The organism is Nocardia citri (assembly GCF_054065835.1).
In genome coordinates, this window is record NZ_JBSUQM010000038.1 from 28,626 (window position 1) to 43,847 (window position 15,222).

The following is a 15,222-nucleotide window of genomic DNA, read 5'->3' on the forward strand; positions in this document are numbered from 1 at the left end:
GGATGGCATCCAGGATGACGAAGGCGGCGGGCACCATATACGCGGGCAGGGCGTCGGCGGCGACCGCGCGTACCTGCGCGATATCGAGTTCGACACCGGGCTTGCGCACGAGATAGGCCGCCAGCGCGGTCGATCCGGTGGGGCCGGGGACGCCGAGCGTCACGGCGAAATCGACGCCTGCCGCGCGGCCGAGCACCGCGTCGATCTCACCCAGTTCGATGCGCTGGCCGCGCACCTTGACCTGGAAGTCGGTGCGGCCGATGTACTCCAGCATCAGAGCCTGGCCCGTGGTACGGGTCCAGCGCACCAGGTCGCCGGTGCGGTACATGAGTTCGCCGGGCTCGCCGAAGGGATTGGCGATGAACCGCGACGCGGTCAGGCTCGGCCGAGCGTGATAGCAGCGGGCCAATGCGGGCCCGGTGAGGTATAGCTCGCCCGCGACACCGATGGGCACCGGGCGCAGCCGATCGTCGAGGACCAATACGGCGGCCCCGCGAATGGGCGCACCGATGGTGACCGGCGTATCCGCGACCAGTGGTGCCGAACCCGTCGCCCAGATGGTGAATTCGGTCGGACCGTACAGGTTCACCATGGTCCGGTCGGTGCACCAGCGCTCGACGAGTTCGGCACCGACCGCCTCGCCCGCCACCGCGAGCACCCGCACACTCGAAACCTCGGCGGGATCGATCGTGGCCAAGGCCGATGGCGTGATCACCATATGCGTGACCTGTTCGGCGGCGATCAGTTCGGCGAGTGCGCTGCCGCCGAAGACCTCCGGCGGTGCGACAACCGACGCGCCACCGGACCCGAATGCCATCAACGCCTCGAACACCGATGCGTCGAAACTCGGTGAGGCCACCTGCAATATCCGGGAGTTCGCGTCGACGCCGAGCGATTCTCGTTGTGCGGCAATGAGATCGGCGAGGCCACGATGTGAGACGGAGACGCCCTTCGGTGTACCGGTCGACCCCGAGGTGTAGATCATCCAGGCCGGATTGTCGGGATGGATCGAATTCGGCGGCAGGGCAGCAGCACTCGCCGCCTGCCGGCGTGCGCTGAATGCGATGTCGTCGAGGACGAGCCATTCGGTGCTGTCGGGCAGCAGCGGCCGATAGGCGCAGAGGGTGATCCCGATCCGCGCACCGGAATCGGTAAGCATGTGATCGATGCGGTCCACGGGATGTTTCGGATCGACCGGCAGGAAGGCCGCGCCGACCTTCGCGGCGGCCCACATGCCGGTCAGCAGTTCGGCAGAGCGCGGGAGCCCGAGCGCCACTACGGTTTCCGGTCCGATGTCCGCTTCGAGGAGGAGCCGGGACAGCTGATTCGACCGCACGTCGAGCTCTCGGTAGGTCGTCGTTCGACCGTCGGCGACTACTGCGGGGTGGTCCGGGTACGACGTGGCGGATGCGGTGAGGGCCTCGGCCAGTGTCGTCGTCCCCGCGGACTGCGGACCACGCACCGGAACAAGCTGTGTGCGTTCGGATTCGCCGAGGATATCGATATCGGCGAGACGCACATCGATATCCGAGACGACCGCGGCGAGTACACGACGCCACCGCGCGGCGAAGGTCGCGATCGTGCTCGCATCGAAAAGATCTGTCGCATAGGTCACTACACCCTCGACACCGTCCGGGCCATCGACGCCGAAGCGCTCGCGCAAATCGAGCGTCAGGTCGAACTGTGAAGCTGCTCGGTCGAAATCCTCTACCTCGAATCGCAATCCGGGAAGTTCCAGGACCGGTTCGACGAAGTTCTGCAGTGACAACGAGACCTGGAATATCGGGTGGTGTGCGGTCGATCGGGTGGGGTTGAGTACCTGGACCAGTCGCTCGAAGGGCACATCGGTATTGCCGAACGCATCCAGATCCGCGGCCCGCACGGTGGCGAGGAACTGGCGGAACCCAGTCCCCGGATCGACCGGGGTGCGCAGCGCGAGCGTATTGACGAACATGCCGACGAGTTCGTCGAGTGCCTCTGCACCGCGACCGGCGACCGGCGTTCCGATCACCACGTCATCGGTACCGCCGAGCCGCGCGAGCAGTACCGCGAGCGCGGCGTGTACGACCATGAATACGCTGACGTTGTTCGCGGCCGCGAATTCGATAATGGCACGGTGCAATGGCGCGTCGAGGGTGAAACCGAGATCGGCACTGCGCATCGATTGCACGGCGGGGCGCGGGCGGTCCGCGGGCAGCTCCAGCAGCTCCGGGGCACCGGCGAGGGTGTCGGTCCAATACCGGATCTGTCGTGTCGCCAGCGATTGCGGATCCGTCTCGCTGCCGAGCAGTTCCCGATGCCAGAGGGCGAAGTCGGCGTATTGCACCGTCAGCGGCCCCCTGGCGGTCTCGGCCCCGCTGGCCCGCGCGGAGTAAGCGGCGACCAGATCGGTCGCCAGCGGCGCCATCGATGCGCCATCGGCGCTGATGTGGTGTACGACGAGCACGACGACGTGCACATCGGCCGGTACGTCACCGCTGGAATCCAAGACCGAGACATCCGTCGCGGTGTAGCTCGAGGAAACCAAAGCCAGGCCCGAGGAGGGGCCCGATGACACCGGCGGGACGCCGGCGGACGGGCTCGAGCTGATCGGTGCGCTGCCGCAGGAGTGCTCCGCCGCCTCCGGCACATCGCCGGCGGCATAATTCGATGCGGCAGCGACCGGATCCACGATCCGGAACAGCCCGGCCCGCACCGGCGGCTCGGTAACGAGATCGAATCCGGTACCGGCCAGCTCATTGATCCGAGCGCGCAGCGGCGCGCCGTCTTCGCTGTCGAGCACTGGCATGGGCGGCGCGGCCATCTTCACGCCGACGACCACCTGACGTGGTCCCTCGGCGTCGACGGGATACAGCGTGCGCAAACTCTCGTGCCTGCCGATCACATCGGCCATCGCCCGGCGCATCGCGTCGATATCCAGGTGGCCGGTGAGCCGCAGCGCGACCGCGATGTTGTACGCCGATGAGGTCGGATCCAGCCGATTGAGCACCCACATGCGTTGCTGGGCCGGGGACAAGGGAATTCGGTCCGGCCTGATCCGTGGTGCGAGGACGAAACGGCCCGGTTTGCCATCGGTGGCCGGGATCACCCGCGCCGACAGTTGCGCGACGGTCGGCGCGTCGAACAGATCGCGCAGCGCGATGGTCGAGCCGAGAGTCGAATTGATCCGTGCGACAACTTTGGTGGCGCTGAGCGAGTTCCCGCCGAGTTCGAAGAACGACTGGTCGACGCCCACCTGTTCACTGCCGAGTACAGTGCCGAATACCTCGGCAACGGCCTGTTCGACGGGTGTGCGCGGGGCGAGATACGGCCGTTGGGTGACCGAGAAGTCCGGCACCGGAAGGGCTTTGCGATCCAGCTTGCCGACCGGGGTGAGCGGGATCTCGTCGAGCACGACGAGATGGCTGGGGACCATATAGCCGGGCAGTTCGGCCGCCACCTGGTCCCGCAGCCGCTCAGCGTCCAATTCGGTGCCGCTGGCGGGCAGCACATAGGAGACCAGCACGGTCGCGCCAGCCGGTCCCGGTTGGCCGATGGTCACCGCGTATTCGACCTGTTCGTCACGGGAGAGCACGGCATCGATCTCGCCGAGTTCGATGCGCAACCCGCGGATCTTGACCTGGAAGTCGCTGCGGCCCAGGTATTCCAGTTCGAGCGCGTCCTCGGCTCCGATGACCCATCGGACCATATCGCCGGTTCGATACATCCTTTCCCCGGCCGCGCCATACGGATTCGCGATGAAGCGTGCCGCGGTCATCTCGAATCGATTGAAGTAACCTCGTGCCAGCGCCGGACCGGCCAGATACAGCTCACCCGCGATGCCCACCGGTACCGGGCGCAGCCAGGTATCGAGCACCAGACTCGACGCGCCGCGGATCGGACCGCCGATGGTGATCGGTTTCCCCGGCAGCAGTTCGGCCGGGCTGGTCGCACACACGCTGAATTCGGTGGGGCCGTACAGATTCACCATCCGCCGCCCGACCGCCCACCGGTCGATCAGTTCGGGTGCGGCGGCCTCGCCGCCGACCCCGAGCACCCGCAGGTCGGCCAGATCGGTCGGTTCCATGGTGGCGAGCGCTGACGGCGTGATCACGGCATGGGTGATCCGCTCGGTGCGCAGCAAATGTTCGAGATCGCCGCCGCCGTAGACATCCGGTGGCGCGACCACCAGGCGGCCACCCGTCGAATGCGCCATCAGCAGCTCCATGACCGATGCGTCGAAACTCGGCGAAGCGACCTGTAGCGAACTGATCGAGGGATCGAGTTCGAGGGCCTCTCGTTGTGCGGTGGCCATATTCGTGAGGCCACGGTGGCTGACCAGGACCGCCTTGGGCTTACCGGTGGAGCCCGAGGTGTAGATCAGGTAGGCGGTCTGGTCGATATTGATGGGGCCGCCGCGCTCTTCGTCGGTGATGGGCGCGTCGGAGACGAGCATGACCCGTCGAATCGTGTTCAGGTCGTCGAGCAGCAGCCAGTCGATGCTGCCGGGCAGTGTTTCACCGGTCGCCGTGACGGTAACTCCGATCGGCGCCTTCGAATCGGTGAGCATGTGCTCGATGCGCTCCACCGGGTAGCTCGGATCCAGCGGCAGGAAGGCCGCACCCGACTTGGCGAGCGCCCAGACGGCCACCACGGATTCCAGTGATCGAGTGAGTGCGAGTATGACGAAGACCTCCCGACCGACACCGCGGCCGAGCAGTACCCGGGCGAAGCGGTTGGACCAGGCGTCGAGCTCGCCATAGCTCATGGCTAGATCGCCCGCGGTGATCGCGATGGCATCGGGATCGATCCGCGCGCCCGCCGACAGGATGTCTGGAAGTGTCTGCGGCGGAACCGATTCCGCGCCGCGCACCGGCACCAGAGTAGCCAGTTCGGCATCGTCGCAGTATCGCAATTGGGAGACCAGGGCATGCGGGTTGTCGGCGAGTTGGCTCAGTAGCCGGATGAAGCGATCCAGCAGTGGTTGTGCCGCCGTGAGATCGAGCTGGTCGGCCATGAATTTCAGGCTGATGCGTAGCGTGTCGTGCCCGCCTTCGCCGTGCACCGGAATGACCATGAGGCCCAACGGATAGGGTGTCGCGTCGGTGCCCTCGATATCGAGCACCCGCATACCCGCGATATCGAGCGCCTGCGACAGCGCCTCCCGGTCGATCGGATATGACTCGAATACGGTGAGCGTGTCGAAGAGTTCGGCGAGACCGACGGCACGGTGGATGGCGGCCAGCCCCACATGCTGGTGGTCCAGCAGGCGCGCCTGCTCGGCCTGGACGCGGGTCAGTAGGTCGGCGACCTTCTCCGCGGGATCGAGCTGGACCCGTACCGGGAGCGTATTGATGAACAGTCCGACCATCTCTTCGACACCGGGCAGCTCCGGTGGCCGACCGGATACGGTGCCGCCGAACACCACATCCGTGCGCCCGGTCGACATGGCGAGCAGCATGGCCCATGCGGCCTGCACCATCGTATTCACCGTGGCGCCGGATTCGCGTGCGGTGGTCTCCAGCCGCTCGACCGTGGCGCGAGGCAGGTCGTGAGTGATCATTCCGGCCTCGGTCGATTCGATCCCGGCCAGCGTCGGGACCGCACGCGTCGGCGTATCCACGCCGGCCAGCGATTGTGTCCACGCCGCCAGCGAGGCCTCGCCGTCCTGCTCATCGAGCCACTTCAGGAACTCCCGGTAGGAATGCGCGGGCGGCAGTGCGGAGGTGTCGCCCCTCGTGACGTAGAGCGTCAGCAGCTCGCGCACCAGCAGCGGCGTCGACCAGCCGTCCAGTACCAGATGGTGGTTGGTCATGACCAGCCGATAGATATCGGCCCCGGTGCGGATGAGAGTGAAGCGGATCAGCGGTGGGCGGTCGAGTTCGAATCGGGTGCGGGCATCGAGGGCGATGCGGCGGTCGACTTCGCGGCCGCGTTCGTCCACGTCGGCGATGTCGGTGAGATCGATATCGTGCCAGCGGATTTCGGCATCGGCGACGACGAGCTGGCGCGGACCGTCGTCGGTTTCGGCGAAGGCCACGCGCAGGTTCTCGTGCCGTTCCAGCAAGGCCTGTGCCGCATTGCGCAGGCGGGCGGAATCGACGGTGCCCGCCAGGGTGAGTATGGATTGGATCGTGTAGTCGTCGGAGGTGTCGGTGTCGTAGAGCGTGTGGAAGAGCAGACCGTACTGCAGTGGCGAAAGCGGCCACACGTCGACGAGATTCGGGTAGGTGCGTTCCCAGCTCTCGATCTGCTGTTGCCGCACCGGGACCAGTTCGAAGTCGGATGGGGTGCGCCCGCCCGCGCCCGGCGCGCCGGCGTGCGCCGCCAGCGCCCGCAGCGCCTGTGACCACAGCTCGGCGAGTTGACCGACATCCGCCTCGTCGAGCAGCCGCGAGGCGTAGGCCCAGGTGACCTCCAGACCAGCGTCGGTGAGTACGGCATTGATATCGACGACCGCGGCCAGCGGTGCCGACTGGTTGTGCGTCGCCGCGAAACGCTGTGGCAGCCACGCTCCCGCGTGCCCGCCGGTGAGCGCACGGCCGAGATAGTTGAAGCTGATTTGGGGGATCGGCGCGTCCGCGAGGGTGGCGGCGGAGTCCGGATGCTGATAGCGCAGCATGCCGTAGCCGATGCCCTTATCCGGCACCGCGCGCAGCTGTTCCTTGACCGTCTTGATCGCCGTGCCCGCCGCGACGCCACCGGCGAACGCGTCGTCGAGATCGATGCCGGTCACATCGACCGCCACCGGGTAGACGCTGGTGAACCAGCCGACCGTGCGGGCGATATCGGCGCCGGGCAGCAGCGTTTCGGAGCGGCCGTGGCCTTCCAGGGTGAGCAGCGCGGTATCGCGATCGCGCCAGCGGCCCACCGCGAGGGCCAGGCCGGTAAGCAGCACATCATCTGCGCCGCAATGGAATTGGTCGGGCAATGTGGCCAGCACGGTGTTGGCGATACCCGGCTCGACGGTGGTCCGGCACTGGCCCATGGTGTCGACGACGTCGACCGCGGGATCCAGGGCCGCCGAGCCGATGAGCGGATCCGGGGTGGCCAGCATCTGTTGCCACAGTGGCAGTTCGGCCACCCGCTCGGCCGCCTGTTGCGCTTGACCGTATGCCCACCGTCGGAAGGAGGTGCCGACCGGCAGGAGTGTGCCGCCCGTCGCCGCGATCGCCAGGTCCGGCAGCAGGATTCGCCAGGAGACGCCGTCGGTCACCAGATGATGCAGCACCAGCCAGCACCGTGGGTCGGCCCCCGGCCGCTCGATCAGCACGAAGCGCGTGACGACACCCGCCTCGGGGTCGAGCCTATCCGCCGCCTGTTGTAATTCGCGCTCGTAGCTGTCGTCGGAGTCCACGTCCGCCGCGACCACCTCGATCAGGTCGTCGGCTGTTATCGAATCACGCTCGGCGACAACCCATTCCCATCCATGTTCGGTGTGCCGCAGGGTGGAGCGGAGCACCTCGTGATGGTCGATGAGCGCTTGGACCGCGGCGCTGAGCTGATCGCGGTCGAAACCCTCCGGGAGACCGATCAAGACGGCCTGACCGAAGCGGTTCCAGGTCGGTCCCTGCTCCACCATGGCGTGCACGATCGGCGTGAGTTCCACAGCGCCGACCCCGCCGCCGGGCAGTTCGGTGACCGTCTGCGCGCGTACGTCGGTCGCGATGGCGGCCAGCGCGGCAACGGTCTTGCGCTCGAACACATCTCGTGCGCTGAAGCCGATCCCGGCGGCCTTCGCGCGCGATACCAGCTGGATCGAGACGATACTGTCACCGCCGAGTGCGAAGAAGCTGTCGTCGACACCGACCGTCTCGAGTCCGAGGACATCGGCGAACAAGTTGGCCAGTGCGGCTTCACGCGGCGTCGACGGCGCCCGGCTCACCACGGCTCGGACACTGAAATCCGGTGCGGGCAGCGCCCTGCGGTCCACCTTGCCGAGCGGTGTCAGCGGGATGCTGTCGAGCACCATGATGACCGAGGGAACCATGTAGGCCGGAAGCCTCTCACCGACAGCGGCTTTCAGCGCCTCGGGGTGGATCTCGGTGCCGGGCTTGCCGAGCACGTATGCCACCAGCGCGGTCGCTCCGGCGGGGGTCTCGGCGCCGATGGTGAGCGCGAAGTCGACATCGGGCTGCCGTTGCAGCGCGGCATCGATCTCGCCGAGTTCGATGCGGAACCCGCGCACTTTGACCTGGAAGTCGCTGCGGCCCTGGTACTCCAGTTCGTCATCCGCGCGCCACCGCACGAGATCACCGGTGCGGTACATCCGCTCACCCGGCGCGTAGGGGTTGGCGACGAAACGGCTGGCGGTCAGCCCATTGCGCTGGTGATAGCCGCGCGCAACACCAGCGCCGGCCAGGTACAGCTCACCGACCGCGCCGCGTGCCACCGGCCGCAACCACTGGTCGAGCACGACACCGGTGACGCCGAGTGCGATGCTGCCGATGGTTACCGGCCCGCCGGGGCGCAAGGGTCCACTCAGGGTTACGGTGACGGTCGTTTCGGTGGGCCCGTAGCCGTTCAGCAGCGTCCGCCCGGACCAGGTGGTCGCCAGCTCCGGCGGACACGCGTCACCGCCGACGACGATCGTGTGCAAATCCGGCAGCGTCGCCGGGTCCAGGGATCCCACCACCGTCGGGGTGACGTTGAGATGGGTGACCCGGTGCGCGCGTAAAACTTCGGCCATCTCCTCGCCCGCATACGCCGACGGCGGCACGACGGCGAGGGTCGCACCCGCCGCGAGGGTGACCAGGATCTCCTCGACAGAGATATCGAAACTCGGCGAAACCGCGTGTGCCACTACCGAATCGGCGCTGACACCGAATCCGGCGCCGGAACCGGTGACCAAATTCGCCAGGCCGCGATGCGACACCAGCACACCCTTGGGCAGTCCTGTCGAGCCGGAGGTGTAGATGATGTAGGCGATTTGATCCAGGAGTACCGGCGCGCGGCGTTCGGCATCGGTGATCGCCGCCGAATCCTGCGCGTCCACGGTTGCGGCCGTGGCTTCATCGTCGAGCAGCAGCCAATTCACGCGGTCCGGCAAGGACTTTCGCGCCGGGTGCACCGTCAGGCCCGCGACGACACCGCTGTCGCCGACCATATGTTCGATCCGGTCGGCGGGATAGGTCGGGTCGATGGGGACGAATGCCGCACCGGATTTCGCCACCGCGAGCGTGGCGAGGACGGATTCGGCCGAACGCGGAATCGAAATCGCCACAGTGCGTTCGGGTCCGGCGCCCGCCGCGATCAGCACGCGGGCCAGGCGGTTGGTGTACTTGTCGACCTGACGGTAGGTCATGCTGGTGTCGCCGCCGCGCAGCGCCACCGCATCCGGGTCGAGTGCGGCACCGGCCGCGATGATTTCGGGGAGCGTGCGCGGTGCGACTGCTTCGGGTCCGCGCGCGGGCACCAGCTGATCCCGCTCCTGCGGGGAGATGACCGGGACGGTACACAGCGGCGCATCCGGTCCGGCGGTTAGCAACTCGTGCAGGTACATCAAGAAGCGGGCATGGTGTGCCGCCAATTCATCGGTGCTGTACAGGTTCCCGTTGCCCTGTAGATCGATATGGGTGCTCTCGCCGCCGACGCCCGGATACAGGTTGAAGAACACGTCATCGATCAACCCGGACGTCAGCACGTGCAGTCGTCCGGTGACCGCGCCGAGCTGAATCCTGGTGTCCACCATCATCAAATTGACGGCCGGACCGAACGACGACGCCTCGTCCATCGACCAGCCGAGATCACGGACGATGTCCTCCTGCCGGTAACGCTGCCTGCGCAGGGCCCCGGTCAGCTCATTCTGCGCCGCCCGAATCAGGTCACCGACCGTGGTGGTCGGCGACAACGTCAGCCGCATCGGAACCACATTGGCGACCATGCCGCCGGAGCGGCGCAGCGCCGCCGTGGTGCGTCCCGAAACCGGCAGGCTCAGTACGACTTCGGGCGCACCGGTCATCGCGGCGAGATAAGCGCCGAAGGCGGCGACGATGGTCGGCGCGGCGTTCGAGCCCGCCGCCTTCGCCACGGTATCGAGCAATTCGGCCGTCGCGGCGGGCAGTGCGCCCGAGACCCGGCTCGGCGGCGCGTCGACGTCGGCCTCACGACCCGCGAGATTGACCGGGTCGGCCATACCGGCCAGATGCTCGCGCCAGTACTCGCGGTCGGCGTCGAATCGGTCCGAGCCACGGTAGGCCAGATCGGCGTCGACGATCTGCTGTAGTGGTTCGGCCTTGGCAGGCGGCGCCTCGCGGCCCTCGATGACGGCGTTGTAGATCTCGCCGGTGCGCTGCACCAGGGCGAGCGCACCCATACCGTCCAGCACGATGTGGTGCATGCGCGAGTACCAGAACCAGCGGTCCTCGGCCAGCCGCAGCATGGCCACCGTGACCAACCGGTCGTGCATCAGATCGAGCGGTGCGGAGTACTCCTCACGCATCCAGGCATGTGCCGCCGACTCGGGATCGAGCTTATCGCGCAGGTCGATGAGGGTGAGTTCGTCGGCGATGGTGGTGTCGACGAACTGGTACGGCTGACCCTCGACATCGAGCAGCCGGACATATCCGGTCCCGAATTCGCGTCCGGTCTGCTTGGCGGCCGCGGCGAGTGCGTCGAGATCCAGTTCGCCGATCAGTTCGACGTACTGGGCGATCGAGATAGGCGTATCGCCCGCGATGTGCTGGGCAAACCAGATGCCGCGCTGGGCTGCCGACAGCGGGAACGCGCTGTCGGGCGGTGCGGTGCCTATTTTTCCGTTCGAAAACGATGGCTCTTGCATAAGCACACCTGCGTTCTGAGGTCTGGAGCGGTTGCGCACCGCTGGTCCCGACCGTCGCGTAGTAGCAAATTCATTTTGGACCGGCGCCGAGCCGACCGAAGGCGTATTGACAACACTGTGTTCGATCGGCCGCGTCCCGGGGGCCGGTGTGATTGCGCGACGCTGCCGCCTCCGGGGCCCGGTATACGCGCCGTAACGCGCCCGAACTCCGTGGGTTCGGGCGCGCAGGCCGAAGAGCAGGTCAGGCGGACTTCCGCTCGGTCAGCCGATCGGCATCGGTGATCGGGGCGTCGGAGCTGACCAGGTAGCGCCGCAGCGTCGAACGGTCGTCCAGGAGCAGCCAGTCGATGTCATCGCTGAGCTCAGGACGGCGGGCCTTGGTGGTGACGCCGAGGTAGGCACCGGGGACGGCGGCCGCATCCTCGGCCACCGGTGCCGGGGTCGCGCCGAGCTTGACGACGGCGGACTCGGCAACCGTTGCTTCAATGATCTGCGGGTCGATCGCCAGCGCGATCCGCGCGTTCACGGCGGCGCCACGGGCGATCAGTACCCGGGCCAGCCGGTTCGCCCAACGATCCAGCTCGACGTTGGCGAGCGTCCCGGAGTCGCCGGGGACCACACACTGCTCGAGTTCGGCTGCGTTGCGCGGGCGCGGCTGCAGCTGGATGACGTTGGTGGCGGGCGATTCGACCAGTGCGCTCATTGTGACCCCTCACAGGTTCCGTCTCGTTCTCGGTGCCCTTCCAATCTCGCTGCCGGGAGAGGTTGGCGACAGCTACCCACATGCTGGTGAGCGCACTCCAAGGGTGAGTGAATCGATACCCAAGGTGTGTGGGGACGACAGGATCGATAAGGCCACTCGCAATGATGCGGGGCTCTCACCAATCCTCTCTGTCTTGCAAGCGGCCCGTTTCGCGTCCGAGTCGTCGAAGCGCATGCGCCGCAGGCACTGGACTCGCCCGTCCAGCGCGCGTGCATGAAGTGCCGAACAACCCGCCATCAGCGACCACCACGGAGCGAGTCTTACGAGCGACGTTCGCGGCCCGTCTCGCGTCCGAGCTGTCGAAGCGCATGCGCCGCAGGCGCGAGTCTCGACGGCTCGGACGCGAGACCCCAGGGGGCCGCGAACCCGCCGCGCCGCAGGCGTGGCAAATCAAACACAGTCAGTCGGTGACGTACCCGTTCAAACTGCTGCGCAGATCGGCCAGCAGGGCGCGGGCGGCAGTGAGCCCGGCACCGTGCCAGACGGTGTCCTCGACCGCGAACACGCGCTTGTCGCCGGCGGCGCCGAGGTCCTTCCACGCGTCGCTGCGCAGCACCTTCTCACCGTGCTCCGCACCGGATTCGCCCGCGAAGATGACATAGATGATGTCGCCCTCGGCCTTGATCAGGTCCTGCTCGGTCACATCGAAGGAGCTGCCGCGTTGGGCGGTCGGCCGCTGCACGCCGACATCGGCGAGGACCTGTCCCGCGAAGCTATTGCTGCCCTGGACCTGGTCGTGGTCGGCGGTGAAGCGGACCACGGAGGCCTGGGACTGGCTGGCGGCCAACGCATTACCGGTATCGCGGGCCTCGGTGCGGTAGTTCTCCAATGCCGTTGCCGCGGCATTCGAGCGGCCGAGACCCGCTGCGAGCGTGCCGAATTCGGCCCGCCAACCACTGTCGGGATCGGCCAGGACGGTCGGCGCGATCGCCTGCAATGCGGCGAAACCGTCTGGACCGCCTGGAATATCGCCGATGATCAGATCGGGATGCAAGGCGGCGATCTGCCCGAGATCGGGCTGTGCCGCCGAACCGACGGCGGGAATCTTCAATACGCCGTAACCGAGATAGACGGGCTGCGAGCGGGGTCCGTCGATCGTCACCGCGCCGACTACCCGCTCCCACAGGCCGACCGCGCAGGCGGCATCCAATGCGGACGTGGACAGCACCACGACGCGCTGTGGATCGGCGGGCACCTCCGAGGTGCCCGCGGCATGGGCGACGGTGCGGGTCTTGCCGTTCGCCGGATCGGGTGCGCTCGGCAGCGGGCAGGCTCGCGAGGTGTCACGCTCGAGGCCGACCACACCCGCGCCCGCGATGTTTGTCGTGGTACGAACGATCGAGCTGGCGTCGTCCTTCTGACCGCAGCCCGCGACGAGCAATGCGGCGCAGAGCAGAGCGACCGCGCAACCCCCGTGCCGGACCGCGCGATTCCATGCGGTGCCGTATCGGCGGGAGTCTGTGTTGTGGTCGCTATCGGTGCGGTTTCGGGTCCGAACAAGGGCGCTCACCGGCATGCGGGTGAGGGTACCGCGTTCGGTGGCTGCCGGGATGCGAAGGCCATCACCGCGCGCCCGCCGCCTTCGGAGCACGGCCGCGACCGCGAGGAATTCCGCTGTCGCACAGCGGATTCCGCGCCGCAGACGAATCGGCTACCCAGTGTTGCCGCCGATGCTGAAACGTGCCCCGGTCGGATCGGCGACCTGCGCGATCCGGCCATAAGGGGTGTCCTCGGGCTGGGTCAGTACGGTCCCACCCAACTCGACGACCTTCGCCACGGCCGCGTCGACGTTCTCGGCGCCGAAGTACACCTTCCAGCCGGCAGGCACACCCTCGGGCAGGAAGGCCGAGGCATCCATGACACCGCCGAGCATCGGGGTGCTGGCGTGGATGGTCGTGTAGCGGAACTCCGGGGTGTCGGCGATGGCGAAGGTATCGCTCCAGCCGAAGACATCGCGGTAGAAGTCGAGGGAGCGCGCGTATTCGCGCGTGTGCAGTTCGAACCAGGACGGGATGCCGACGTGGCCGCTCCAGTTGCCGCCCGAGGCGATCCCGATGGCCTCGAAACCGCCGAAGGTGCCGGTCTGCCAGATGCCGACACCCGCACCGCCGACATCGCCGAGCACGGCCATCGCGCCGAGATCGCCCACATCCATCGGGGCCACGACTACCACGCCGCCCTGTGCGACTGCCGCGTCTGCGGTGGCCTTCGCATCGGGCGAGGCGAGGTACACCGTCCATTGATCGGGTCCATCGGCCCCGTGCGCCGTCTTGCCCATACCGCCCGCCACGGCCTTACCGTCTTTGCGGAAGGTGATGTAGCCGCCGAACTCCTCGCCCGCGCGATCGGCGGTCCAGCCGAACAACTGGCCGTAGAAGGCGATGGCACCTTCCGGATCGGAGGTGTAGACCTCGACCCAACACGGATCGCCGGTCTTCGGTGTCGGACCACCCGTCGCCCGGCCACCACCCGTCATCGAATCGTTGCGCGATGCTGTACTCATCGTGGTCTCCTTGCCGAGATCGGAACACTGTCACCTATACAGACGGCGGCTGCCTGCGAAAGTAATCGCACGCTCCGTGGCGAACCTCATGATCGCCGAGCACGCGGGGACCGCCGCCCCGATGACGAAATACGACGCAGAGTAGGACCCGTGCGGATGGCTGCGGCCGCACCGTTTACGATCTCAGGAGCGCAAGCGAACTCCTCGTCTGTCCCCGGTAGTGGGACGGATGCGAGCAGCGGAGCCTGCGGAGCGACCTAAAGGCACCTTTCAGGAGGATCAGTGACTGCCGTAGAGCCAAAGCCAGTCCCTCAGTTGGAAGCGACTCGGCCGTATCCAGCTCGGACCGGGCCGAAGGGCTCGTTCATCGTCAAGATGGTCACCACCACCGACCCCAAGGTCCTCGGTGTCATGTACCTGACCACCTCGATGGCGTTCTTCCTCATCGGTGGTCTGATGGCTCTGCTGATGCGTGCCGAGCTGGCCCGGCCGGGTTTGCAATTCCTGTCCCCGGAACAGTTCAACCAGCTGTTCACCATGCACGGCACGATCATGCTGCTGTTCTACGCGACCGCGATCGTGTTCGGCTTCGCCAATATCGTCCTGCCGCTGCAGATCGGCGCACCCGACGTCGCCTTCCCACGGCTGAACGCCTTCAGTTACTGGCTGTACCTGTTCGGCGCGAGCATGGCGACCGCGGGCTTCATCACCCCCGGCGGTGCCGCGGACTTCGGCTGGACGGCATATGTGCCGCTGACCGACATCCTGCACTCGCCCGGCGTCGGCACCGACCTGTGGATCCTCGGTCTCGCGGTCTCCGGTTTGGGCACCATCCTCGGTGGCGTCAACATGCTGACTACCGTGGTCTGCCTGCGTGCCCCCGGTATGACCATGTTCCGGATGCCGATCTTCACCTGGAATATCGCCGTCACCAGCGTCCTTGTGCTGCTCGCCTTCCCGCTGCTGACCGCCGCGCTGTTCGGCCTGGCCTACGACCGCCACCTCGGTGGCCACATCTACGATCCGGCCACCGGCGGCATCCTGCTCTACCAGCATCTGTTCTGGTTCTTCGGACATCCCGAGGTGTACATCATCGCGCTGCCGTTCTTCGGCATCGTCTCGGAGATCTTCCCGGTCTTCTCGCGTAAGCCGATCTTCGGTTACACCACACTGGTTTACGCGACCCTGGGCATCGCG

The 15,222-nt window shown here is 67.0% G+C and carries 4 protein-coding genes and 2 pseudogenes; 1 reads left to right on the plus strand and 5 read right to left on the minus strand.

Going from position 1 to position 15,222, the window contains the following annotated elements; all coding sequences use genetic code 11:
* Positions 1-19: 19 nt before the first annotated feature.
* From ACW2Q0_RS29605 to ACW2Q0_RS29625, 5 genes and pseudogenes are all read right to left on the minus strand, one after another.
* Positions 20-9,283: pseudogene (locus ACW2Q0_RS29605) on the minus strand (amino acid adenylation domain-containing protein); the annotation flags it as partial.
* A 168-nt stretch (positions 9,284-9,451) separates the two neighbouring features.
* Positions 9,452-10,759: pseudogene (locus ACW2Q0_RS29610) on the minus strand (condensation domain-containing protein); the annotation flags it as partial.
* Between the two features lie 241 nt (positions 10,760-11,000).
* Positions 11,001-11,462 (minus strand): AMP-binding protein, encoded by a 462-nt coding sequence (locus ACW2Q0_RS29615; RefSeq protein WP_457194215.1) that lies wholly within the window; start codon positions 11,460-11,462, stop codon positions 11,001-11,003.
* Between the two features lie 460 nt (positions 11,463-11,922).
* Positions 11,923-13,038 (minus strand): ABC transporter substrate-binding protein, encoded by a 1,116-nt coding sequence (locus ACW2Q0_RS29620; RefSeq protein WP_457194216.1) that lies wholly within the window; start codon positions 13,036-13,038, stop codon positions 11,923-11,925.
* 135 nt (positions 13,039-13,173) lie between these two features.
* Positions 13,174-14,025, minus strand: coding sequence for a VOC family protein (locus ACW2Q0_RS29625; RefSeq protein WP_457194217.1), 852 nt, complete (start codon positions 14,023-14,025; stop codon positions 13,174-13,176).
* Between the two features lie 282 nt (positions 14,026-14,307).
* Between ACW2Q0_RS29625 and ACW2Q0_RS29630 the strand changes: the two genes are divergently transcribed.
* Positions 14,308-15,222 (plus strand): cbb3-type cytochrome c oxidase subunit I (locus tag ACW2Q0_RS29630; RefSeq protein WP_457194218.1); only part of this gene is annotated, 915 nt, incomplete at its 3' end.